At 70.7% G+C, this 23,876-nt stretch carries 21 protein-coding genes; 9 read left to right on the top strand and 12 right to left on the bottom strand.

Annotated elements, in window-relative coordinates; translation table 11 throughout:
- Nucleotides 1–227 precede the first annotated feature (227 nt).
- Nucleotides 228–1,610, bottom strand: coding sequence for an HNH endonuclease signature motif containing protein (locus JOF37_RS06330; protein WP_210006078.1), 1,383 nt, complete (start codon nucleotides 1,608–1,610; stop codon nucleotides 228–230).
- Between the two features lie 276 nt (nucleotides 1,611–1,886).
- Here JOF37_RS06330 and JOF37_RS06325 point away from each other — a divergent pair, with 276 nt between their 5' ends.
- Together JOF37_RS06325 and JOF37_RS06320 are read left to right on the top strand one after the other, a co-directional pair.
- The gene (locus JOF37_RS06325; RefSeq protein ID WP_210006077.1) at nucleotides 1,887–2,777 is read left to right on the top strand and encodes an NUDIX domain-containing protein; all 891 of its coding nucleotides are present in this window, start codon (nucleotides 1,887–1,889) and stop codon (nucleotides 2,775–2,777) included.
- A 62-nt stretch (nucleotides 2,778–2,839) separates the two neighbouring features.
- Entirely contained in the window at nucleotides 2,840–3,211 is a 372-nt protein-coding gene (locus JOF37_RS06320) for a DUF2809 domain-containing protein (protein ID WP_210006076.1), read from the top strand.
- Here JOF37_RS06320 and JOF37_RS06315 read toward each other — a convergent pair.
- The 8 genes from JOF37_RS06315 to JOF37_RS06280 all read right to left on the bottom strand — a co-directional run bounded on the left by JOF37_RS06315 (nucleotide 3,189) and on the right by JOF37_RS06280 (nucleotide 14,450).
- A complete protein-coding gene (locus JOF37_RS06315) occupies nucleotides 3,189–3,920 on the bottom strand; it encodes an anaerobic ribonucleoside-triphosphate reductase activating protein (protein ID WP_210006075.1) in 732 nt (243 codons plus the stop codon). The genes JOF37_RS06320 and JOF37_RS06315 overlap by 23 nt on opposite strands.
- Nucleotides 3,920–5,752, bottom strand: coding sequence for a ribonucleoside triphosphate reductase (locus JOF37_RS06310; RefSeq protein WP_210006074.1), 1,833 nt, complete (start codon nucleotides 5,750–5,752; stop codon nucleotides 3,920–3,922). Before JOF37_RS06310 ends, JOF37_RS06315 begins: the two co-directional genes overlap by 1 nt.
- Nucleotides 5,753–5,852: 100 nt before the next feature.
- Entirely contained in the window at nucleotides 5,853–8,906 is a 3,054-nt protein-coding gene (locus tag JOF37_RS06305) for an alpha-mannosidase (RefSeq protein WP_210006073.1), read from the bottom strand.
- A gap of 29 nt (nucleotides 8,907–8,935) precedes the next feature.
- A complete protein-coding gene (locus JOF37_RS06300) occupies nucleotides 8,936–9,787 on the bottom strand; it encodes a carbohydrate ABC transporter permease (protein ID WP_210006072.1) in 852 nt (283 codons plus the stop codon).
- Nucleotide 9,788: 1 nt separating this feature from the next.
- Nucleotides 9,789–10,733: a carbohydrate ABC transporter permease gene (locus JOF37_RS06295; RefSeq protein ID WP_210006071.1), complete on the bottom strand. Its 945-nt coding sequence runs from the start codon at nucleotides 10,731–10,733 to the stop codon at nucleotides 9,789–9,791.
- Nucleotides 10,734–10,740: 7 nt separating this feature from the next.
- On the bottom strand, nucleotides 10,741–12,099 hold the full coding sequence (locus tag JOF37_RS06290; RefSeq protein ID WP_210006070.1) for an extracellular solute-binding protein: 1,359 nt from the start codon (nucleotides 12,097–12,099) through the stop codon (nucleotides 10,741–10,743).
- Between the two features lie 109 nt (nucleotides 12,100–12,208).
- Nucleotides 12,209–13,438: an ROK family transcriptional regulator gene (locus JOF37_RS06285; protein ID WP_210006069.1), complete on the bottom strand. Its 1,230-nt coding sequence runs from the start codon at nucleotides 13,436–13,438 to the stop codon at nucleotides 12,209–12,211.
- Between the two features lie 115 nt (nucleotides 13,439–13,553).
- Nucleotides 13,554–14,450 carry a Bax inhibitor-1/YccA family protein gene (locus tag JOF37_RS06280; RefSeq protein ID WP_210007696.1) on the bottom strand — a complete coding sequence of 299 codons (897 nt, stop codon included), beginning with the start codon at nucleotides 14,448–14,450 and terminating at the stop codon, nucleotides 13,554–13,556.
- A gap of 157 nt (nucleotides 14,451–14,607) precedes the next feature.
- Here JOF37_RS06280 and JOF37_RS06275 point away from each other — a divergent pair, with 157 nt between their 5' ends.
- Genes JOF37_RS06275 through JOF37_RS06255 form a run of 5 tightly spaced genes read left to right on the top strand, consistent with a single transcriptional unit; the run spans nucleotide 14,608 to nucleotide 20,452 of the window.
- Nucleotides 14,608–15,615 (top strand): glycerophosphodiester phosphodiesterase family protein, encoded by a 1,008-nt coding sequence (locus JOF37_RS06275; RefSeq protein ID WP_210006068.1) that lies wholly within the window; start codon nucleotides 14,608–14,610, stop codon nucleotides 15,613–15,615.
- A 6-nt stretch (nucleotides 15,616–15,621) separates the two neighbouring features.
- Nucleotides 15,622–17,199 (top strand): sensor histidine kinase, encoded by a 1,578-nt coding sequence (locus JOF37_RS06270; protein WP_210006067.1) that lies wholly within the window; start codon nucleotides 15,622–15,624, stop codon nucleotides 17,197–17,199.
- 9 nt (nucleotides 17,200–17,208) lie between these two features.
- Nucleotides 17,209–18,150: an ABC transporter ATP-binding protein gene (locus tag JOF37_RS06265; protein ID WP_210006066.1), complete on the top strand. Its 942-nt coding sequence runs from the start codon at nucleotides 17,209–17,211 to the stop codon at nucleotides 18,148–18,150.
- Nucleotides 18,147–19,244 carry an ABC transporter permease gene (locus JOF37_RS06260; protein ID WP_210006065.1) on the top strand — a complete coding sequence of 366 codons (1,098 nt, stop codon included), beginning with the start codon at nucleotides 18,147–18,149 and terminating at the stop codon, nucleotides 19,242–19,244. Before JOF37_RS06265 ends, JOF37_RS06260 begins: the two co-directional genes overlap by 4 nt.
- 5 nt (nucleotides 19,245–19,249) lie before the next feature.
- Nucleotides 19,250–20,452 (top strand): sensor histidine kinase, encoded by a 1,203-nt coding sequence (locus JOF37_RS06255; RefSeq protein ID WP_210006064.1) that lies wholly within the window; start codon nucleotides 19,250–19,252, stop codon nucleotides 20,450–20,452.
- Nucleotides 20,453–20,470: 18 nt separating this feature from the next.
- Here the strand turns inward: JOF37_RS06255 and JOF37_RS06250 are convergent, their stop codons facing one another.
- From JOF37_RS06250 to JOF37_RS06240, 3 genes are all read right to left on the bottom strand, one after another.
- Nucleotides 20,471–21,328 carry a helix-turn-helix domain-containing protein gene (locus JOF37_RS06250; RefSeq protein WP_210006063.1) on the bottom strand — a complete coding sequence of 286 codons (858 nt, stop codon included), beginning with the start codon at nucleotides 21,326–21,328 and terminating at the stop codon, nucleotides 20,471–20,473.
- Nucleotides 21,329–21,407: 79 nt separating this feature from the next.
- On the bottom strand, nucleotides 21,408–21,734 hold the full coding sequence (locus tag JOF37_RS06245) for a DUF7882 family protein (protein WP_210006062.1): 327 nt from the start codon (nucleotides 21,732–21,734) through the stop codon (nucleotides 21,408–21,410).
- A 194-nt stretch (nucleotides 21,735–21,928) separates the two neighbouring features.
- Nucleotides 21,929–22,138: a hypothetical protein gene (locus tag JOF37_RS06240; protein ID WP_210006061.1), complete on the bottom strand. Its 210-nt coding sequence runs from the start codon at nucleotides 22,136–22,138 to the stop codon at nucleotides 21,929–21,931.
- 132 nt (nucleotides 22,139–22,270) lie between these two features.
- Here JOF37_RS06240 and JOF37_RS06235 point away from each other — a divergent pair, with 132 nt between their 5' ends.
- Nucleotides 22,271–22,612: a DUF7882 family protein gene (locus JOF37_RS06235; RefSeq protein ID WP_210006060.1), complete on the top strand. Its 342-nt coding sequence runs from the start codon at nucleotides 22,271–22,273 to the stop codon at nucleotides 22,610–22,612.
- 153 nt (nucleotides 22,613–22,765) lie between these two features.
- Entirely contained in the window at nucleotides 22,766–23,872 is a 1,107-nt protein-coding gene (locus JOF37_RS06230) for a fatty acid desaturase family protein (protein ID WP_271175005.1), read from the top strand.
- Nucleotides 23,873–23,876 lie beyond the last annotated feature (4 nt).

Here is a 23,876-nt window from a genome sequence, read left to right as displayed (position 1 = left end):
GCCGTCCGCGGGTCCTTGTGTCAGTCGCGGTGTCGTCGGTGTCGCGTCGTCGCGGGGTCGCGCCGACGTCGCAATGTCGTGCCGTCGCCGTGTCGTCCCGTCGTGGTCCGCGCGAAGCGGGCGTCGGCTTCGCTCGTGGTCCTCGCGTCGAGCGTCAACGTCCCTCGTCATCCGCGAGCGGGCGTCGCCGATGCGATCAGGTGATCATCGTGCATGCGAAGCGAGCGTCAGAACGGCGGTGACTCGTCCGGTGGCGCGACGCCGGGTGTGCTGACGATGGTGAAGGCGACCACCGGTCGGGGTGCGTCTTCGCGGTAGACCCTTCCGGTGGGTGAGGTCCATACGAGCTTCCCGCCGGGGAGCTGTTTGACGCGCCATCGGGTGTGGTGTTTGACGTCGTGGTGGCGTTTGCAGAGGTGGGCGAGGTTGCCGACGTGGGTGGGTCCGCCGTCGGATGCCGCGTGGGTGTGGTCGATCTCGCATCGGATGGCGGGTTGCCGGCATCCAGGGAACCGGCAGTGCCGGTCGCGCGCTCGCAGCAGACGACGCATCGCGGCGGTGGGCTGGTAGGCGTCGCATTCGAGCACGGTGCCGGTTACCGGGTGGGTGAGGAGCCGATCCCACGCGGTGTTGTCGCCGGCGAGTTCGCGTGCGGTGGCGGCGTCGATGGGGGAGCGGCCGACGAGGTCGGCCGGTCCGTCGTCCTTTCCGGTGAGCGTGAGCGCGGAGACGACGACCTGTACCTTCGCGCGGATCGCGCCGAGCGCACCGTTGCCATCACCGTCGGCGGTCGGGTCGAGCGAGGGCGTTCCGGCGAGCAGCAGGTCGGCGAACACATCGGCGCGGACCTGGTCCATGGTGCGGGTGTCTGCGGCGAACGATGAACCGTCGAGCGTCGCGGCATCCGTGTCGACAGCCTCGTCATCAGCCGCCGCATCCGCGGCGCCATCCGCGTGCGGGCGGGCGTCGATGATTTCCCGCGCCTGACGCGTTAGCCGGTCGACCACCCCTTCGGCGATCACCGTAGGGAGGGTCGCGATCAAATCCGACATCCCGTCGGGCCCCGCCTGCACGCGTACGCATCGCCCCGCGGCGGCTTCCTCGTGCCGCTCGCTGAACGACCGCGGGTGCAACCGCTCCGCGAGGTGCACCAGCGTATCCCGCACCCGGTTCGGTGTTTCACCCTCGCACCGCTCGATCGCCGCTCGTTCGAACTCGTCGCGCACCTCCCCGGGTACAACGCACCCGGTGTCTTGGATAACGCGGACGTGCCCTCGGGTGATGCGTCCGGCTTCCCAGGCAGTCATCGTCGCCGGGTAGTTCTCGACCAGGTCTCGCGCTTCGTCGATCCGTCGCTGTAGCGTTCGGTCGGTCGTGACGAACACTCCCGCGAGCTCCGCCGCGATGCTCCGCAGAGCCATCTCGCGTGCTTTGACCCGCTCGTCCGCCCCGGCTGACTGCTGCTCCGCCAACCGCCCCGCCGCGGCGAGCACGCGCACCTCATGGATCTGCGCCGCGCGCGCGGCATCCGTCACCCGTTCGGCGTCGGCGACGAGGTCGGCGAGTGCGGCGACATCCCCATCACTACCGATCCCGACCGTCGAATGCATGTTCGAATGATGCCACGAACCTCCGACATCGCGTCGCGCCTGTCCACAACCCCACTCTCGAACCCGAACGTCGCCGAGACGCGGTGCGCATCGCACGCGGAGAGCGTCCAGAGGAAGTCGCGCCCCGCTCCTTCGTCGATCACGCGGCGCGGCGAACCCGCTCCGCTCGCCCCTGTCGAACCGGCGCGCCCCGACAGTCCCGATCCGCCCACAGCCCCGCTGGTAACACGATGCCAATCACGGCCGCGGGGACTCCGGCTGTGTCAGGCTGTGGTGATGACCGATGCCGCCTCCGCCGCACCGCGCCCGCCGCATGGCCAGCGCGATCCCGGTGACGCCTGGGTCGTCGCGCCGACCGGCGAGCGGTACTGGGGGCGCTTCGGCGCCGCGGGCCTGCTGGCCGTCGATGCCGAGCGCGGCGTCCTGTTGCAGCACCGGGTGTCGTGGAGTCACTTCGGCAACACCTGGGGGCTGCCCGGGGGAGCCCGTCACGCGGGGGAGTCCGCACCAGACGGCGCCCTGCGCGAGTCGGCCGAAGAGGCCGGGGTGCCCGCCGAAGCCGTCAAACCTCGCCTGCTCAGCATCCTCGACGTCGGCGTCTGGACGTACGGCACGCTCGTCGCCGATGTGACGACGCCGTTCGAGCCGGTGATCAGCGATCCCGAGAGCCGCGAGCTCGCCTGGGTACCTCTCGAGGAGGTCGACGCGTACCCGCTGCACCCGGGGTTCGCCGCATCCTGGCCGCGTCTGCGCGGCCTGCTCACGGTGCGCCCGACCGTCGTCGTCGACCTGGCGAACGTCGTCGGGTCGGTGCCCGACGGATGGTGGCGCGATCGCGCCGGTGCGGCGTCGCGCCTGCTCGCGGAGTTGGCCGGCCTCGCCGCGGGAGGAGTGGACGCCGCCGGGCTCGGACTCGGCGAGGACATCTGGTTTCCGCGGTTCGTCGCCGTCGTCGAGGGTCGGGCCCGCGACGTCGAGGGCGTCGGCGCGGTCGAGCTCGTGCGGGCGGATGGCTCGGGCGACGACGCGATCGTCGCCGTGGCCGAGCGGGCCGTCAGCGCGGGTGAGCGCGTGAGCGTCGTGACGGCCGACCGCGAGCTGCGCGCGCGGGTCGAGGCGCTCGGCGCGACCGCGCTCGGGCCCTCGTGGCTGCGCGACCGCCTGTGAGAGCGGACGCCACCGGCCGGCCCGCTCCGTCGTCGACCCGTCGTCGCGTCGTCGCACTCGTCGTGGCTGCAGTCACGATCGCGTCGGGCCTCCTCGTCCATCGCGCGCTGCCCGACTCGGCGGCATCCGACATCGCCGGCGACGCCCTGTACGCGCTGCTCATCTACGCGCTCGCCGTCGGGGTGGTGCCGCATGCTCGGGTGCGCGTCGTCGCGGCCGCCGCCCTGGTCTGGTGCGTGGCCGTCGAGCTGCTGCAGCTGACCGGCTGGCCCGAGCGCGCGGGCGCGGTGTTCCCGCCCGCCATGCTCGTTCTCGGCACGGCTTTCGACCCGCGCGACCTCCTCGTGTACGTCGTGACGGTGGCCGCCGCAGCGGGAGCGGATGCCGCACAGCGCCGCATCCGCTCCCGATTCACCGCACGACGACCTCGGTGAACCGGTCGCGGGGCACGGCGTCGAGCGTCGGTGGCTCGGTGCGTGCCGGGCCGCATCGCGTTCCGGCGGCGCGGAACCGCTGCAGCGCCCACCGCTGCACCCCGCGCTCGGCGAGCAGGTCGGCGAGCGCGGCGAGGCGCGCCTCGTCCGTCAGGTCGGGGTGCACGGTGGTCCGCACCTCGAGGTCGAGCGGGCGCGCGGTCCCGGCCCGCCGATGCTGTTCGGCGAGCACGAGGTCGAGCGAGCGCAGTGCCGCGCCGCCGCTCGGGCCGCGGCCGGTCACGCTCGCGTACTCCTCGGGCAGGGCCTTGATGTCGAGCCCGATCCACGTCAGCGCGGTGAGCAGCGGCTCGAGCAGCGCCGGGTAGGCGCCCCCGGTGTGCAGTCCCACGTCGAAGCCGAGCCCGCTCACCCGCGCGACCGCGGCGGCGAGACCGCGCTGCATCGTCGGCTCACCACCCGAGAACACCACGCCGTCGAGCAACCCGACGCGACCGCGCAGGAACGCCTCGACCTCGTCCCACTCGGCCGCCGCGGGGGCGCGAGGGTCGATGAGCGCCGGGTTGTGGCAGTAGTGGCAGTCCCACGGGCATCCCTGCAGGAACACGGTGGCGACCAGGCGCCCCGGCCAGTCCACTGCCGAGAACCGGGAGAGTCCGGCGATGCGCAGTTCGTCCGGCGAATGCGGCCGGGACGCCGCGGCGCGCATCAGACGGCGACGGGCTCGGCGCGCTCGTACGAGAAGGGCACGCGTTCGGCGGCCTCGCCCTTCTTGCCGATGTTGAAGGACGCGACCGGACGGAAGTACCCCATGACCCGCGTCCACACCTCGCACTCCGCCCGGCACTGTGGACACAGGGCGTGGTCGCCGGAGAGGTAGCCGTGCTGCGGGCAGATCGAGAAGGTGGGCGTGATGGTGATGTACGGGATGCGGTAACCGGCGAGCGATCGACGGACGAGCGCCTTGCACGCCGCCGCCGACGGCGCCGCCTCGCCCATGTAGAGGTGCAGCACCGTGCCGCCGGTGTACTTCTGCTGCAGCGACTCCTGCAGCTCCATCGCCTCGAAGGGGTCGTCGGTGAAGGCGACGGGCAGCTGCGACGAGTTCGTGTAGTACGGGTTCGCGCTCGTGCCGGCGTGACGGATGCCGCTGCCGTCATCGTCCCGCTCGCCGAACCGCGCGATGTCGCTGCGGGCGAAGCGGTACGTCGCCGACTCGGCCGGCGTCGCCTCGAGGTTGTACAGATGCCCGGTCTGCTCCTGGAACTCGACCATGCGGGCCCGGACGTGGTCGAGCAGGTCGGCGGCCAGCCGCATCCCGTCGTCGGTGGTGATGTCGTGCCGGTCGTCGGTGAAGTTGCGCACCGCCTCGTTGAGTCCGTTGACCCCGATCGTGGAGAAGTGATTCGCGAGGGTGCCGAGGTAGCGCCGGCTGTACGGGAAGAGCCCGGCGTCGAGGTGCCACCCGATGACCGCACGCTTGGCCTCGAGGCTGTCGCGCGCGATCTCGAGCAGACGGTCCAGCTGAGCGAACATGCCGGCGCGGTCGCCCGCGTGCACGAAGCCGAGCCGCGCGCAGTTGATCGTGACGACCCCGATCGAGCCGGTCTGCTCCGCCGAGCCGAACAGCGCGTTGCCGCGCTTGAGCAGCTCGGTCAGGTCGAGCTGCAGCCGGCAGCACATCGAGCGGATCATCCCCGGGTCGAGGTCGGAGTTCACGAAGTTCTGGAAGTACGGCAGACCGTACTTCGCGGTCATCTCGAACAGGGCGTCGACCTCGGGGGCGTCCCAGTCGAAGTCCTTGGTGATGTTGTAGGTCGGGATCGGGAAGGTGAACGCGCGGCCGTCGGCGTCGCCCTCGGTCATCACCGACAGGAACGCCCGGTTGATCATCGCCATCTCGGGTGCGAGCTCGCCGTACGTGAAATCGGCGATGCGTCCGCCCACGAGGGGGCGCTGGTCGGCGAGGTCGGCGGGGCAGGTCCAGTCGAAGGTGAGGTTGGTGAACGGCGTCTGCGTGCCCCACCGCGACGGCACGTTGAGGTTGAACACGAGCTCCTGGATGCCCTGACGCACGGCGTCGTCGTCGAGTCCGTCCAGCCGTACGTACGGCGCCAGGTAGGTGTCGAACGAGCTGAACGCCTGCGCGCCGGCCCACTCGTTCTGGAGCGTCCCGAGGAAGTTCACGATCTGCCCGAGGGCGCTCGAGAAGTGCTTCGGCGGGCGCGACGCGATGGCGCCCGGAACGCCGTTGAACCCCTGCTCGAGCAGCGTGCGCAGCGACCACCCGGCGCAGTACCCCGCGAAGACGTCGAGGTCGTGGATGTGGATGTCGCCGTCGCGATGCGCCGCCCCAGCCTCGAGCGCGTAGACCTCGTCGAGCCAGTAGTTCGCGATGAGCTTGCCGGAGGCATTGAGGATGAGCCCGCCGAGGCTATAGCCCTGGTTCGCGTTGGCGTTCACGCGCCAATCGCGACGCTGCAGGTACTCGTCGACGGTCGCGGCGACGGGGATGGACCGGGCGGGGGTGGGGGTGGTCATTCGTGTCCTCTCGAGTCGTCACCAGATGTTGTGGTGCAATCTCGATTCAGGCACTAGATGCTGTGCACCCCCGCCCCGCCGCGCCGGAATTAATGCGCGCTCAGCGAGTGAAGCGCAGCGTCGCGATCTCGAACGGCCGCAACGACAGCCGCGCCGTGAGCCCTTCGTCACGGGTCTGGGCCGAGACGAGCGCGGATGCCGCGACCTCGCGCTCGAGCAGATCGGTCTGGTGCACGCCGCGGACGGCGAACGCGGCCTCGATCGCCGTCTCGACCCGGCGTCCTCCGGCCTCGTACAGTCGCACGATCACGTCGCCCGAACCGTCCTCGGCGAGCTTGAGCGCCTCGACCACCACCAGCGGGTCGGCAACCGTCACGAGCGGCTCGATCGCCTCGGCAGTGCCGGTGACCGAGCGCTCGGGCAGGTTGATGCGGTAGCCCTCGGTGACGGCATCCGTGACGTCCGCGCCGACGACGAGTCCCACGTTGAGGGCGTACGACCCCTGGTCCTGCGTGGGGTCGGGGAACATCGCCGAGCGGATGAGCGAGAGCCGCACGACCGAGACCGTGCCGCCTCCGACCGATCGCTGAGCCCGCGTCACGTCGTGGCCGTACGTCGAGTCGTTGACGACGGCGACCCCGAATCCGGGCTCGGCGACCCGGACCCACCGGTGGGCGACCGTCTCGAACCGGGCGGCATCCCACGACGTGTTGGTGTGGGTCTTGCGGTCGATGTGCCCGAACTGCACCTCCGACGTCGCCGTGTCGGTGTGCACGTCGACGGGGAAGGCGAGCTTGAGCAGCTTCTGCGTCTCACGCCAGTCGAGCTCGATGCCGAGCGACAGCGTGCGCGAGCCGGCGTCCAGGGCGAAGCGCTGCACGACGCGCGAGCCGCCGAAGGTACGCGTCACGACGACGGCGTCGCCGTCGGCCGCCACGCTGTCGGCCTCGACGAGGTCGGTCACGGTGTTGCGATAGTGCACGTCGACGTCCCACGCATCCCACTGGGTGGGGGTGTCGCGGTGCAGCTGCAGCAGGGCGGATGCCGTCCCGGGCGGCACGCTCTCGCGTCCGCTCGCGAGGTCGACGGCCGAGACGATGAGGCCGCGCTCGTCGAGGACGACGCGGATGACCCCGTTGTCGAGCACCCAGCCCTCGCCCGACCGCTGCGGCGTCGCGGCCGCCGTCGCGTCGCCGGTGGCCGTCGCCCCGAGCGCCGCCGCGCCGCCGCGCGCGTGCGGTGCGGCGTTCACCCGCAGCACCCGGGCGTCGCCGTCGTCGGACGCCGGGCCGGCGAGTGCGGCGAGGCTGCCGGCGATGAGCTCTTCGAGTTCGCGCTCGATGGCGGCGTAGTTGCGCTCGGCGTCGTGATACACCCACGCGATCGACGAGCCGGGCAGGATGTCGTGGAACTGCTGCAGCAGCACCGTCTCCCACACCCGCGCCAAACGCTCGGCGGGGTACGGCTCACCCACGCGCACCGCGGCGGTCGCCGCCCACAACTCCGCCTCGCGCAGCAGATGCTCGCTGCGCCGGTTGCCCTGCTTGGTCGCCAGCTGGCTCGTGTAGGTGCCGCGGTGGAACTCGAGGTAGAGCTCGCCCACCCACACCTCGGGTTCGGGGTACTCGCGCTCGGCCGTCTCGAAGAACCGGCGCGGCGACGAGTGCTCGACGCGCGGCGAGCCCTCGAGAGACCGGGTGCGGGCCACTGCGGCCGTCATCTCGCGGGTCGGACCGCCGCCGCCGTCGCCGAAGCCGTACGGCAGCAGGGAGACGGTGCCGCGCCCCTTGTCGGCGTAGTTGCGCTCGGCGTGTGCGAGTTCGGCGGCCGACACGATCGAGTTGTACGTGTCGACGGGCGGGAAGTGCGTGAACAGCCGCGTGCCGTCGATCCCCTCCCAGCGGAAGGTGTGATGCGGCATCCGGTTCGTCTCGTTCCACGAGATCTTCTGCGTCAGGAACCAGCGCGCGCCCGCGGCCCGCGCGATCTGGGGTAGCGCGCCGCTGTAGCCGAACGAGTCGGGCAGCCACACCTCGGGGGTGTCGAGACCGAACTCGCGCTGGAAGAAGCCCTTGCCCGCGACGAACTGACGCGCCAGGGCCTCGCCGCCCGGCAGGTTCGTGTCGGATTCGACCCACATGCTGCCGACGGGCACGAACCGCCCCTCGGCCACGCGGGCGCGGATGCGCTCGAACAGGTCGGGGTAGTACTCCTTGACCCAGGCGTACTGCTGCGCCGATGACGCGGCGAAGACGAAGTCGGGATCCTCGTCCATCAGCGACAGGACGTTCGAGAACGTCCGCGCGACCTTGCGCACCGTCTCGCGGACCGGCCAGAGCCACGCCGAGTCGATGTGCGCATGGCCGACGGCGTGCAGCGTGTGCGCGCTCGCCGTCGCCGGCTGCGCGAGCACGGGCGCCAGCACCGCGCGCCCGGCCGTCGCCGTCGCGGCGACGTCGTGCGGGTCGACGACGTCGATCATCCGCTCGAGCGCGAGCAGGATGTCGGCCCGGCGGGGTGAGCCCGGGTCGAGCTGGGCGACGAGGCCGCGCAGGGCCGCGGTGTCGGCGAGCAGCGCCGTGACCTCGAGGTCGCGCAGCCGCACGTCCACGGTGCGCAGCACGTAGATGGGGGCGTCTCCGGCCGTCGCTCGGTCGCCGACCGGGGTCGGCTCGAACGTGAACAGGCTGCCCACATCGGGGTTCGACGCCGCCTCGATGTAGACGTCCACGGCGCCGTCCGGGCCGACGGCCTCGACGACGGCGTTGTTGAGCGGCGCGATGCCGCGCATGGGCCGTCCGTCCAGCGACCACACCATCGCCTCGCACTGGAATCCCGGCTGGCCCGTCGTGAAACCGAGGTCGACGACGAGCTCGAGTCGGGTGCCGTCCGGTGCCACGCCGTCGGTGAGCCATTCGGCAGGAGCGCCTCCCGTGACACGGAACCACGTCGTGCCCCAGGGCCGACCCCACGGGTCCCCGACCGCGACCGGACGGTAGTGCCCTGCCTCGGCTTCGGCGAACGGCACCGGCTCGCCCGGCGCCTCCCAGCACGCGAGGGTGAGCGGGTGCGAGGCGCGGTGGATCGCGGGCGCGAGGCGCTCGCGCGCGAAGCGGTCGATGCGCAGGAGGGCGAGCGTGGAACGGTCGTGCATGAAGAAGCCTTTCAAGAGGGAGGAGCGCGTCAGCCCTTGACGGACCCGGCGAGAGCGAACGCGCCGCCGGAGAACCGCTGCACCAGCACGTACAGCAGCACCATCGGCGCGGCGTAGAGCACCGAATACGCGGCGAGCTGGCCGTAGGCGATGGAGCCGTACTGGCCGAAGAAGTTGAAGATCGACACCGCGGCGGGGAACTTCGACGACGTGAACAGCAGCACGAAGGGGACGAAGAAGTTCCCCCACGCCGTGGTGAACACGAAGATGAAGACGACGCCGATTCCGGAGCGCATCAGCGGGATGACGATGCGGGCGAGCGCCTGCATCGATCCGGCCCCGTCGACCCAGGCGGCCTCTTCGAGCGAGATCGGCACCGAGTCCATGAAGTTCTTCAGCATCCAGATGGCCATCGGCAGCGACGTCGCCGCCATGAACACGATGACGCCCCAGACGGAGTCGAGCAGCCCGAACGAGACGAACAGGGCGTAGACGGGAACCATCATCGCCGTGATGGGCAGACCGGTGCCGAACAGGATCGCGTACATGAACGTCTTCTGGAACCGCATCGCGTACCGCGAGAGGGGATAGGCGGCCAAGACGCCCACGACGACCGTGATGACGGCGGTGCCGAGCGAGACGAGGATCGAGTTCAGCAGAGGCTGGAAGGTCAGCTCCCAGGTCATGACCTGGGTGTAGTTGTCGAGAGTCCAGGTCTCGGGCACCTTCATGGTCACCTTCGCGTCGCCGTCGAACGACGCGAAGACGATCCACAGCAGCGGAACCAGGAACAGCACGCCGATGGCGGCCAAGATGACCGACGACAGGACGGTCTGGCCGCGCTTGCGCGGCGCCGAGACCGAGGCGGTGATGGCGGCCATGTCAGTCGACCTCCGGCTTGAGGATGCGGATGTAGGCGGCCGAGAACACGGCGCCGATCAGCAGGGTCACCACCGCGATCGCGGTGCCGTATCCGACCTGTGCGAACTTGAAGGCCTCCTGGAACGCCAGGACGGGCAGCGTCGACGACTGGGTGCCGGGACCGCCGCCGGTCATCACCCAGATCAGGGTGAAGACGCCGAGGGTCTGCAGCGTCGTCAGCAGCAGGTTCGTCGAGATCGAGCGCCGGATCACCGGCAGGGTCACACGGATGAAGCGCTGCCAGGCGCCCGCACCGTCGATCGTGGCGGCCTCGGTGAGCTCGGGCGGGACCTCCGACAGGGCGGCGTTGTAGACCATCATCGAGAACGCGGTGCCCCGCCAGATGTTCGCGAGGATGACGGCGAGCATGGGGAAGTAGTACAGCCAGCTGGTGCCCTCGAGGCCGAACCACCCGAGGAAGGTGTTGAGCGTGCCGTCGGTCTGGAAGAACGCGTACAGCGCGAAGGCGGCGACGATCTCGGGCAGCACCCAGGCCAGCACCACGAGTCCGCCCACCAGGGAGCGCAGCGGCTTGACCGACGAGCGGATGAGGACGGCCAGCAGCATCCCGAGGACGTTCTGGCCCACGACGGCCGACGCGAGCACGAACACCACCGTCAGTCCCAGCGACATCCAGAACTCACCCGAGGCGAACAGTGCGGTGTAGTTGTCGAGGCCGATGAACTGCGGGTTCGCCGCGCGGGGGCCGGTCATGGCGCGGTCGGTCAGCGAGCCGTAGAGCGCGTACACGATCGGGCCGAGCATGAACGCGAGCAGAAGGAGGACGGCCGGCAGCAGGGGCAGCAGGCGGGCGGCGGCGCGGGCGGCGGACCGGCCGGACCGGGAGGTGATCTCCCGGCCCGGGCGGTGCCGACCGCCGGTGGTGAGGGTGGCGGTGGCGGTCATGGTGATGTCAGCCGGCCTGCGTGTTCTCCTCGCCGACGATGCCGACGAGAGCGGAGTCGTACGCGGCCTGCGCGTCCTGCGGCGTCGCCTGGCCGGTGAAGACCGACTCCGTCGCACGCGGGATGTTCGAGGAGATCTGGGAGTAGTCCGGGGTCGCGGGACGGAAGTGCGTGTACGGCACGAGCGAGGAGAAGAACTCGAACGACGGGTTGTAGTCGAGGTACTCCTGGCTTGCGGCGACGTCCTTGCGGACCGCGATCTGGCCGGCCTCCTGGTGGTACATCAGCGCGTTCTCGAACGTCAGCGCCTGCGCGATGACGTCAAAGGCAGCCTGGGGGTCGGCGGCGTTGGCGCCGATCGCGAGGGTCCATCCGCCCGACATCGACGTGAAGCCGTCGCCGCCGCCGTCCTGCGTCGGCATGGCGGCGAAGCCCATCGTCTGCTCCCACTCGGGCCAGGCGTTCTCGCCCTCGATCCAGTTGCTCGGCAGCCACGAGCCGTCGAGCGCGATCGCGAGGCCGCCCTGCGGCAGCAGCTCCGTGCTCACCTTCGTGCCCCAGCCGGCGTCGAGGGCCTGGGCGGGGTCGGGGCCGAGCTGCTCGTCGGCGATCGTCCGGTAGAACTCGAGCGCATCGAGGAAGCCGGCCGATCCGGTGACCCACTTGTTGCTGTCGGTGTCGAGCAGCTCGTCCTCGGTGCCGTAGAGCAGCATCTCGAATCCCTGCATCGAGGTGGCCTCACCGAGCGCCTGCGAGGCGTAGACGTTGAGGGGGATGACGTCGGGGTTGCTCTCCTTGACGGTGCGAGCGGCCTCGAGGACGTCGTCCCAGCTCTCCGGCGCCCAATCCTCGGGCAGCCCCGCCTCGGCGAAGATCTGCTTGTTGTAGTACAGCCCGCGGGTGTCGGTGCCGAGCGAGACGCCGTAGGTCTTGCCGTCGTCGCCGAGACCGGCCTGCTTGGCGCCGTCGTCGTACTGCTCCCACTGGTCCCATTCGGCGAGGTAGTCGTCCATGGGCTGCAGGTAGCCGGCAGCGGCATCCGATCGGATCTGGAAGGTGTCTTCGTAGATGACGTCGGGAGCGGTGTCGGGCGAGCCGTTCATGAGCGCGAGCTTGGTGAAGTACTGGTCCTGCTCCGCCTCGATCGGCACGAGCTCGACCGTGCGGCCCTCGTTCGCGGCCTCGTACTCCTCCTTCACCTTCTTCATCAGCTCGTCCATCGCGGTGAACGACTTCGTCTTCTGGTAGGCGACGCGGATGGTGTCGCCCGAGGCGTCGTCGCCCCCGCTGCCACCGCCGCAGCCGGTCAGGGCGAGTGCGAATGCCGTGGTTCCGACGACCGCGAGGGTCGCACTGGATCTCTTCATGGTCGAAGCTCCCTTGCTTGGACGAGGATCGCGCGGTGCGTGCGCACGTCTTTTCTAAACCAAATGGAATAAAACGGCAAGAGGTTCGTGGACGCGACTCCGGCGGAGGTCAGACCGGGCTGTCGGCGATCATCAGATCGGTCGGACGTGCCGTCATCGCCGCGTCGAGCACGAGGCAGGCCGCACCGACGGCGGCGGCCTCCGACGCGAGCCGGCTGTCGAGTACGCGGATGCCGCCGAGGGTCGCGGTCTCGGTGCTGTCGGCGACGCCGCGATTGAGGGCGGGGGCCGCCGTCGGCGACAGCAGGCTCCACAGCGGACCGCCGACGACGACGACGTCGGCGTCGAGCAGATTGTTGATCTGCACGACCGCGCGGGCGAGGCTCGCGCCGGCGTGCTCGGCGGCGCGACGAGCACGTTCGTCGCCGGCGGCGGCGCGCGCGGCGAGAGCGCGCAGGTGGCCGCGCAGGGCCGGAGCCGCGATCGGGTGCCCCGGCGCGACGATGCCGGCGTCGACGAGCAGCCGTTCGGGCGAGATCGCGACGCCGAGACACCCGCGCTGGCTGCACCCGCACACCGGTCCTCCCGGCTCGACGACGAGGTGCGCGATGTCGCCGGCGTTACCGGTGCGACCCCGGATGGGCGTGCCGTCGACGGCGAGGCCGGCGCCCACACCGGCGCCGTAGTAGAAGAAGATCGAGTCCTGCAGTTCTTGCGACGCGTCGCGCCACAGCTCGCCGACCATCGCCGCCACGACGTCCTTCTCGAGGGTCGTGGTCAGGCCGGTGGCGGCGCTCAGCCGGGGCCCCACGGCGAGCTGGTGCCATGCCGCCGGCAGCAGCGGCGGCTCGAACAGCAGCCCGCGGTCGGCGTCGAGGGGGCCGGGCGCCGCGACGCCGACGCCCAGCACCGACCGGCGGTCACGGCCGGCCTCGGCCAGCAGGTCGTCGACGGCGCGAGCCAGGTCGGCGACGATGTCGTCGGCGCTGCCGTCCTGACGCGGCGTCCGCTCGGCGTGCGCGACGACCTCGCCCAGCAGGTCGACGACGACGAAGGTGTCGACGGCCGGGTCGAGGTGGATGCCGACGGCGCACCGGGCCGAGGGGTCGAGCTGCAGCGGCGTGCGTGGCTTGCCCGGCCCCGATGCGACGGGCGTGCCCTCGCGCACCCAGCCCTCGGCGACGAGGCGGCGAGCGACGTTGCTGAGCGTCTGCGGCGACAGCCCCGTGCGGGCGGCGAGCTCGATGCGGCTGATGCCCGCGGGGGCGCGACGGATCAGGTCCAGCACGAGCGTCTGGTTGTATGTGCCGACCGCCGGCAGGTTCGAGCCGCGTCTCATGAGTCCTCCCGTCGCACCCTACTGCGCCGGGGGCGGCATCCGGTCGCCGATCCCGCGACACGACGAAGGCCCGCCCGGCGAACCGGACGGGCCTTCGGAAGCGACAGCGGTGGCGTCAGTTGTTGCCGCGCAGGATCGCGATCATGCGCAGGATCTCGACGTACAGCCACACGACCGTGACCATGATGCCGAACGCACCGACCCAGCCGAAGACGCGGGGAGCGCCGTTGCGGACGCCCTGCTGCACCTGGTCGAAGTCGAGCACGAGCGAGTACGCCGCCATGATGACCACGAGCACACCGATGATGAGGCCGAGCGGGATTCCGGCGATCGTGGCGCTGTGCAGACCGAACATCATGTTGCCGGGGATGACGTTGAACAGCATGAGGCCGACGTTCAGCAGCGAGAACACGAGGTAGCCGACCATCGCGATCATGAAGATCTTGGTCGCCTTGGCCGACGCGCGCACCTTGCCGCTGGCGAACAGGGCGAGGGTCACGCCGACGACCGAGACGGTCGCGAGCGTCGCCTGCATGACGATGCCCTGCCAGATGAATTCGAAGTAGGCCGAGATGCCGCCGATGAACAGGCCCTCGAAGGCCGCGTAGGCGAAGATCAGGCCGGGACGAACCTTCTTGCGCGAGGTGAAGATGACGGCCATGGCGAGAACGAATCCGCCGAGACCGCCGATGATCCACGGCATCATCGTGGGGTTCGGGTTGGCGACCGACACCGGCGAGAGCGTCCAGATCCAGCCGACCACGGCGGTGGCGAGGAGGATCGCGAACAGGCTCAGCGTCTTGACGACGGTGTCTTCGACCGTCATGCGGTCGGTCTGGTGGGCGCCGGCTGCGGGGGCCGCGTACAGGCCCTCGAGCTGAGCCTGCGTCGCGGCGTCGATCGACGCGTGCTGCGCCGAGGCGGTCTGGGCACCGGCGGCGGGCGGCGGCGTCAGACCCGGCCGCTGCTCCTTGAAGGCCGGGCTGTCGAATGCGGGGTTATTGAGGGCCACTGCTCTCACACTCCAAGTCGAGGGGTCGACACAGCTGGATGCCGTGTCTCCCCAGCCTACGGGAACCGGTTCCCCACGGGTATGCGCGGCGCTGTGAGCAGACTATGAACGCGATCGCCCTCAGCGGAATCCGCACGCTCGGCCCTAGCCTAAAGGCGTGACGCGCCCCCTCGTGATCGGTCATCGCGGTGCCCCCGGCTATCGCCCGGAGCACACCCGGTCGTCCTACGTGCTCGCTCTCGAAGCGGGGGTGGATGCCGTCGAGCCCGACATCGTCTTCAGCCGCGACGGCATCGCCATCGTGCGTCACGAGAACGAGATCGGCTCGACCACCGACATCGCCGATCACGAGCGGTTCCGTGGACGCCGGACGACGAAGACGATCGACGGCGTCGCCGTGACGGGCTGGTTCGCCGAGGACTTCACGTGGGACGAGCTCGCCCAGCTGCGCTGCCGCGAGCGCCTGCCGCACCTCCGGGCCGACAGTGCGAGCCACGACGGCGCCGAGCCGATGCTGCGGCTGCGGGACGTGCTCGACCTCGTGGCGGCCTGGACGGGGGAGTCGGGGCGTGCGGTCGGGGTCGTCCTCGAGATCAAGCACGCGACCTTCCTCGAAAGCGCGGGGTTCGATGTCGCCGCTCTCGTCGCGGCTGAGCTGCGGGCGGCGGGCTGGGACGCAGGGCAGCACCCCTTGTGGCTCGAATCGTTCGAGCTCGATGTGCTCGACCGGCTCGGTGGGTCGGGGGTCGCGGGCACCCGCGTCTTCCTGCTCGAGGCCACCGGCGCACCGTTCGACCGCGTCGCCGTCGAAGGTGCGCAGGCGCGCTCGTACGAGGACTGGGCCCTGCCCGCCGGGCTCGACGAGCTGACGGCCCGCGTCGACGGGATCAGCGTCGACAAGCGCATGATCCTCGCTCCCGCTCGGTCACGGCGCGCGCGAGGCGGCTCGGTCGTCGCGGACGCGCACGCGCGCGGGCTGTCGGTCTTCACGTGGACCGCTCGTCCCGAGAACGCCTTCCTCGTCCGCCGGCATCGCCGAGCCGGCGGCCCTGCCGCCTGGGGCGACCACGTCGCCGAGTGGGCCGAGCTGGCGGCATCCGGGATCGACGGCGTCTTCGTCGACCACCCGGATCTGGGCGTGGCGGCCTTCCGCCGAGAGGCCTGAGGCGCCATGCTCAGCAGACCCCAGATCCAGCCCTACGCCCAGTTCCTGATGGGTGCGTCGGCCGGCATGATCACGGCCACCGTCGCCATCGTCGAACCCGCGCGCATCACGCCGGCCTATCTGGTCGGCTTCGCGGTGATCGTCGTCAGCTGCGTCGTGATGGCGCTCGTGTGGCGCGCGCAGCCGACGGTCGCGACGGAGTGGATCTGCGTCGTGCCGCTCGTGACGATCCTCGCGTGCGCGCCGTTGCGCAGCAGCGCCATCGATCTGCTGCCCGTCACCGGCATGCTCGTGATCTTCCCGATCGCCTGGCTCGCCTTCGCGTTCCCGCCCGCGGTCGCGGCGGTGGGGGTCGTGGTCGCGGGGCTGCTTCCGCTGGCCGTGTCGTTGCCGAGGACGCCGGGGGAGTGGCTGTCCCTGCTCACGGTGCCGGCGCTGCTCGGCATGTTCGCCGCCGCCACCCGGTTCGTCGCCGTCGACCTCGGGCGCAATCGCAGCCGGGCGCAGCGTGCCTCGCACCGGCTCGCGGCCGCGCTGGACTCGTCGAACCGCGCGGATGCCGCCCTGCGGCAGCTGCTCGACACGACGCCCGAGGCGGTCGTCGTGTTCGACGACGACGACACCGTGCTGCTCGCGAACGCCCCGGCGCGCGACATCGCCCGCCGGGGCGGCATCCGCATCTCGCTCGAGCAGGACGCCGCGACGTACGTCTACGGCGACGACCGGGTGACGCCCGTGGCCGTCGGGCCCGGGCTGCGCGAAGCCATCATGGCGGGGGCCTTCGCGGAGCCGCGCCGGGTGTGGGTGGGCGAGCCCGGCGATCAGATCGCGCTGCGCTTCGTCGCCCGCCCGATCGTGCTCGACGGCGAGCCGATCGGGGTCATGGTCGTGGCGCAGGACGTCACCGAGCTCGTCGATGCGGTCGATGTGCGCGATCGGTTCCTCGACACCGTCGGGCACGAGCTGCGCACGCCCCTCACCGTCATCCTCGGCAACGCCGAGCTGGCCGTCGCCGGCGCGATGCCCGAGCACCGCGACCGGTGGGAGACGGTGCAGCGCGCCGCCGAGCGGCTCGAGCACACGGTGGAGCTCATGCTCGCGACCGGCCGTGCCGACATCACCCCGCGGCCCGGGCGCAGCGATGCGCGGGCCGTCGTCGACGCGGTGGTGGCCGCGCGCGAGGACGACCGCGATGTCACGATCTCGGTGACGGGCGGTGGGGCCGACGTCGAGATCGGACGCGATGACCTGCACGCCGTCGTCACGGAGCTGGTGCGCAACGCCGTCCAGGCCTCACCCGACGGCGGTGCGGTCGCCATCGAGGTGCGGACCTCGTCGGATGCCGTCGAGATCGCCGTCACCGACACGGGGCCCGGTATGAGCGCGGCAGAACGCCGCCAGGCCTTCGACCGCTTCTACCGCACGGCCCGAGCTCGCCGCCGTGCGGTGCAAGGGCTCGGGCTCGGCCTGGCGCTCGCCCGCGCGCTCGTCGAGTCTCACGGCGGCGCGGTGCGGCTGGAGCCGCGCACGTCCGGCGGCACGTGCGCGATCGTCGCGCTGCCGCGCACGAGGGCCCTCCCCTAGGGTGTGGGCATGGCCACCGCAGGTATCGCAGCCGTCGACGTCCGCCGCTCCTTCGGGAGCGTGCACGCCGTCCGCGGGGTGACCCTCGAGGCGCAGGCCGGTGCCGTCACCGGTCTGGTCGGTCCCAACGGTGCGGGCAAGACCACGCTGCTGTTGATGCTGGCATCGTTGCTCGCGCCGGACGGCGGCAGCATCCGCATCGCCGGCGTCGATCCGGTGGTCGATCCGGCCGGCGCCCGTTCCCGTCTGGGGTGGATGCCCGACACCCTCGGCGCCTGGTCGTCCCTGAGCGTCCGCGAGACGCTCGAGACCACCGGCCGCCTGTACGACCTCGATCGTGCGGCGGCCGCCCGTCGCGCCCAGGAGCTCATCGATGAGGTGGGGCTGCGCGACCTGGCCGACGCCCACGCGCGCGTGCTCTCGCGGGGGCAGAAGCAGCGTCTCGGGCTCGCGCGCGCCCTCGTGCACGACCCGTCCGTGCTCCTGCTCGACGAGCCGGCATCGGGGCTCGACCCGCAGGCGCGTGTCGACCTGCGTTCGCTGCTGCGCCGATACGCCGCGGCCGGCAAGACGATCCTCATCTCGAGTCACGTCCTTTCGGAGCTCGAAGAGGTCGTCGACGATGCCGTGTACATCGTCGACGGCGCGACCGTCAGCGCCGATCGGGTGGCGGTGGCCGCGCAGCGCAGTCGCCCCTGGCGGATCCGGGTCGCCGATACGGACGCCCGGGCGATCGCATTGCCGGTGGCGACGGCCCTCGGGCTCGATGTCGCTCGCGTCCGGACCGATCGCCGGGACGTCCTCGTCGCCTTCGCGACCGAGAGCGACGCGGCGGCGGGTCTGCGCGCGCTCATCGGCGCCGGTATCCCCGTCGCGGAGTTCTCTGCCGCGACGGGGCTGCTCGAGCACACATTCCTCGATCTCGGCGCGTCGGACGGAGCCCGCTCATGAACATGGCTCGGCTGTGGACGGTCGCCCGTCTCGAACTCCTCCAACGCGTCCGCACGGTCTCGTGGTACGTCCTGCTCGGCGTCTTCGCCCTCGTCCTCGTCGGTGTCACGGCCCTCGCCTTCCCGGCGTTCGGTGGCGTGGTCTCCGACTCCGGGCAGCGCGGATCGGGGATCTACTCCACGATCGTGGTCATCACGCTGCTCCTGGTCGTGCTGGTGTCGCCGACTCTCAGCGGCAACTCGCTCAATGGAGATCGGGATGCCGCGACTCTCGCTCCCGTGCAGGTCACGCTCGCCCGCACCTCCGAGATCCTCCTCGGCAAGGTGTTGGCCGGGTGGATCACAGGGCTCGCGTTCGCGGCGGTCGCCGCCCCGTTCCTCGTCATCGCGACGTTCGCGGGTGGTGTCGACCCTGCGGTGGTCGTCGTCTCCCTCGTCGTGCTCGTCGTCGAGATCGGCATCATCGCCGCCGTCGGCGTGGGGCTCAGCGGCATCCTGGCCCGCCCGCTGTTCTCGGTGGCCGCGACGTACCTGGTCGTCGCGGCACTGGTGTTCGGGACCCTCATCGCCTTCGGCCTGGGTGGAGCGGCGCTCTCGAGCGAGGCGACGACGACCTACCGGGGGCTGCAGTACACCATGGACGGGTCGCCGGAGTGTCGGGACGGCTCGTCGGACTGCGCGAACGACCCCAGCCGGATCGCGTGCGCCGAGCCCCAGGTGTCGACGTACACCGTGCCGCGCTTCGATCACGTGTGGTGGATCCTGGCCGCGAACCCCTTCGTCATCCTCGCCGACGCCACGCCGGCCGAGTACGACCGCAACGGCTATCCGGTCGACCTGTTCGGGCAGATCACCGCCGGTGTCCGCGCCGCGCAGATCGTACCGGGCCTCGAGACGAGTATCGACGACTGCGAGCCGTCCGCGATGCAGTATGACGGGGGACCGACCGCCCAGGAGATCCGCGCGCAGACGGTGCCGAGCTGGTTCGTCGGTCTCGGAGTGCAGCTCGTGCTCGCGGTGCTGCTGCTCGTCGCCGCGGGATCGCGCACGCGGACCCCCGCGCGAGCCCTGCCCCCGGGAACACGGATAGCGTGAGGACTATGGTCTCCCAGCTCGACATCACCCGCCGCGAAGCCATCGAGGCCTACCATGTCATCGGCGAGGCGCCCGCCCCCGACCTGCAGGGCATCGTCCGCCTCGCCGCGACCGTCTGCGGCGTCGCCACCGCAGTCATCAACATCATCGACGACCGCTCGCAGCACCAGATCGCGGCCGTCGGGATCGAGCCCGCCGTCTGCTCGCGCGAGGATTCGATGTGCGCCGCGGTCATCGCCCGCCCCGGTCGCGTCGTGGTGCCCGACGCCCGGCTCGACGAACGGTTCGCGCAGAACCCCTTCGTGACCGGTGAGATCGCCCACGTCCGGTTCTACGCGTCGAGCCCGCTCGTGACCCCGTCGGGCGTCGCGATCGGCACGCTGTGCGTCTTCGACGAGTCCGTCGGCGACCTCGACGAGTCCAAGCGCGAGGCGCTCGACCTGCTCGCCCACCAGATCGTCGACCTGCTCGAGCTGCGCCGCATCAGCCGCGCGCTGAGCGCGTCGAACGATCAGCTGTCGCGGTTCGCGGGGCAGATCAGCCACGACCTGCGCAACCCGCTGACCGCGCTGACCGGCTTCCTCGAGCTCGCGATCGACAGCCCCGACATGGTGAACGCGCCCGACGCCGCCCGCGTGCTCGCGCGTGCCGAATCGGCCGCCGAACGCATGGACGAGATGATCTCCGACATCCTGGCTTACGCACGCGCGGGCGGCGCGAGCCCGCAGCGCACGCGCGTCAACCTCGCCGCCGTGATGGATGCCGTCGTCGACGACCTCGACGCCCAGATCTCCGCCTCGGGCGCCGACGTCCGTGCCGACGTCGACATCGAGCCCGTCGGCGATCCCACCCTGCTGCGCGCGGTGCTGCAGAACGTCGTCGCCAACGCGCTGAAGTTCACGGCCGCCGCCGGCCGAGCACCCCGGGTCGCGGTGGATGCCCACGCGGTGGGCGGCGGCTGGCGCATCACCGTCGACGACAACGGACCGGGCGTGCCCGAAGCCGACCGCGAACGCGTCTTCCGGCTGATGGAGCGCGGTGACTCGGATGCCGACGGCCTCGGCATCGGGCTGTCGACCTGCCGCCGGGTGGTCGAGGCGCACGGCGGACGCATCGGCATCGACGAGTCACCCGACGGCGGCACGCGCGTCTGGATCGTGCTGCCGGATCCCTCGGCGGCCGCCGACGTCGGCGCCGACGCGCGCTGACGTCCGCCGCCGCGCGGCTCAGCGGCGCAGCGTGTGCGAGGGGTGCTCGCCGTACATCGCGGCGTACAGCTGCGCGAACCGGCCCGTGTGGGCGAAGCCCCAGCGCTGCGCGACATCCCGCACCGTCGTCGATCCGGGGTGCGCGGCACGCAGCTCGTGGTGCGCACCCTCGATGCGCAGGCGTCGCAGGTAGGTGCTCGGCGGGATCTCGTAGGCCTTGTGGAAGGCGCTTTGCAGCGCCCGCACGGATGTGCCTGCGGCGACGGCGATGTCGGTGATGCTGATGGGGTTGCCGACGTTCTCCTCCATGAACGTCACGGCCCGCCGCACAGTCCGTGCGGTCGGACGCCGCAGATCGGTGTCGTCGACGTCGATGAGGGGGAACGCGGTGATGAGCGAGGCGACCGCCTGATGCATGAGCTGCGTGCGCATGAGCGGCGAAGCGGCGACCGTCTCGTCGGCGAGCACGGTGGCTTCGAGGAACCGCAGGGTCTCGGCGATGAGGCGCGGGTTCTCCGCACGTCGGTTGAGTCCCGAGTACTGCAGCCGACGGGGTTCGTCGCCCAGAAGCGCACGGACGACGTGTTCGATCGTCTCGGGTGCGACGCTGAAGGTGCGCAGGTGCAGGTGCCCGAACTCCGCGCTGAAGTCGGTGTCGGGCGGGATGACGAACGGCGTGCGGCCGTCGCCGGACTCGCTGCCGACCTGCCACCGATGCTGTCCCTGCGCGGCGTGCGCCACGATGAGCCGGGGGAAGGACCGGGCGGTCGAGCGCATCGTGCCCGTGAAGCGCACCGCCGCAGCGGCGGCCGCGGGATGCGCCACCGCCGCCATCTCGTACTTGAAGGTCGTCGGCGAGTCGACCGACAACGACATCGGGGTCTCGTAGAGCGAGCTGACCGATTCCTCCGCGCGGCGGGGGTCGTCGGTCCGCAACCCGCGCCGGACCGGCTGGCTATTCAATAACCAGCTTGTCGGTCGGGGACTCCGCGGGCTCGGGGACCACGTACAGTCCGGTGGGCGAGTTGGCCGTGTACATCAGCGCCTCGAGCCACGCCCGGTTGATCGCGGGCGTGCGGCTGCCGTGGAAGGTGAACACGAGCGACGCGCCGGCGTGCATCCATACCGTCGTGCGGCCCTTGCCGACACTCACGTCGTCCTTCCAGGTGAAGAAGAACGCTTCACCGCGACGGAGCTTCGCTCCGATCGTCATCTGAAGGTGCGCGAGCGTGCGGTCCTCGATCTCCAGCCGATTGCTGCCGTCGTAAACGAACCTGCCCAACGTTCCTCCTCGCACGCCCTGACACGGGCGATCACCAGCCTCTGCGATCCGCTCGCGGGCCCGCGCGGAAGAGTCCGTTCCACGCGCAGACGATCCGCGACGCGCACAGCGGTGCTGTGCTTCTGGAGAATCAAGCCGGTGATTCGACTTGGGGAGGGGGTTGACTTTGCGGCGGACTTCCGATCCGAAGCGGCTCAGTCGCCCGGGAGGGCCGCCAGCGTGACATCGACGCCGTGCGTGATCAACAGCTCCGTTCTCTGCGCGACGCCTTCGCCGTCGTTGACGGTCAGCCACCCGTGGCCCGAGTCGAGCGCGCCGGCGATCTCGGCTCGCACGTCTTCGAGATCGCGACCGCCGATGGTGTAGGCCCGGCCGCCGTAGAAGACATCGATCCGTTTGGCCATGGCGTTCGCCCCTTCGTCGCGTGAGCGCGAGTGCGCCCTGCGCAGCGACACTACCCGTCACATGGGCCCACGCAAGGGGTTAACGAAAGTGCTGAGGTTCACTAGAGTCACGACGGAGCGAGGGGAGGGCCGATGGGCCGATTCATCTACGAGAACCAGGTGCGTGCGGACTTCGAGGACCGGACGCTCGCGCACCTGCAGACCGTCATCACAGCCAAGCTCCGCCGCGGCGAGTCATTCACATTGACGTGGAAGGACGACGTCTCGATCGGCGACGGCCGGACCACTGTGTGGCTGCACCCGGGGTGCGGGCTCGTGTTCAAGTTCTACGGCAGCCGCCAGCCCGCGCTCAATCGTGCCTGGCTGGAAGCTCTGACCTACACGGCGAACTCGCCGACCGGCCTCTACGTCGTGCCGGAGCCGCCCGACGTTCCGCGCCCGAACCTCGCTCTCGATGGGGTTCGCGAAGCCTGAGCCTGACCATCGGCTGAGCGAAACCCCTGCATCCTCCGGGCAGCGCCCCATATGCGCCGAGCGTGATCCGACGCTCCGTAGTGTGAGCCCCAGCGATCGGTGACCACCGTTGGCTTCCGGCCCCCGGGCCTCGATCGAACAGCAGGTGCTCCCATCGCTTCATCCGCCGTCGAGTCACGTCTCGGCCCCGTCCGCCGCACGTACGCCGGGACCGCCGACTTCCCGCCGATGACGAAGGCGTTCACGGACGTCTCGCGGGTCGTCCGTGAATCCGGCCTGCTGCGCCGGACTCCCTGGTTCTACGGACTCGTCGGCCTCGCCCTGATCCTCGCGATCGGCGGATGCGTCACGGGCTTCGTCCTGCTGGGCGACAGCTGGTTCCAGCTGCTCATCGCCGCGGCGCTCGGCATCGTGTTCACGCAGGTGGCGTTCCTCGCCCACGAGGCCGACCACCGCCAGGTGCTGGCTTCCGGTCCGGGCAACGACCGGCTGGCGCGCTTCCTCGCCGTCGGCGTCGTGGGGATGAGCCTGTCATGGTGGACGACGAAGCACGCCCGTCACCACTCGAACCCGAACAAGGTGGGCAAGGATCCCGACATCGAGATCGACACGATCTCGTTCATCGAAGAGGATGCCGCCACCGCCCGCGGCATCCGTCGCTTCATCACGCAGCGCCAGGGATGGCTGTTCTTCCCGCTCCTGCTGCTCGAGGGCCTGAACCTCCACGCGCTGTCGATGCGGCACCTGTTCAGCCGCGGCCCGGTGAAGAAGCGTGCGCTCGAGATCACCCTCATCCTGGCTCGGTTCGCGATCTTCGTCGCGCCGGTGTTCATCTTCCTGCCGATCGGCATGGCGTTCGCCTTCTTCGGCGTGCAGGTCGCCGTCTTCGGGCTGTACATGGGTGCCTCGTTCGCCCCCAATCACAAGGGCATGGCGATCATCGCGCCCGACGCGAAGCTCGACTTCTTCAGCAAGCAGGTGCGCACCTCGCGCAACATCGGCGGCGGCTGGTGGGCGACGTGGCTCATGGGGGGGCTCAACTACCAGATCGAGCACCACCTCTTCCCGAACATGCCGCGCCCGGCGCTCGCCCGAGCCCGTGAGATCGTCAAGGAGCAGTGCGCGTCGCTCAACGTGCCATACACCGAGACGAGCCTGTGGCGCTCGTACGCCATCGTCATCGACTACCTCAATCGCGTCGGCCTCGCCGCTCGCGACCCGTTCGACTGCCCCATGGTGTCGGAGTACCGCCGCGCCTGATCCC

It is taken from the genome of Microbacterium imperiale, assembly GCF_017876655.1.
Taxonomy (GTDB): Bacteria; Actinomycetota; Actinomycetes; order Actinomycetales; family Microbacteriaceae; genus Microbacterium; species Microbacterium imperiale.
The sequence above is the reverse complement of the archived record's forward strand: the minus strand, read 5'-3'. Positions and strand labels throughout refer to the sequence as shown.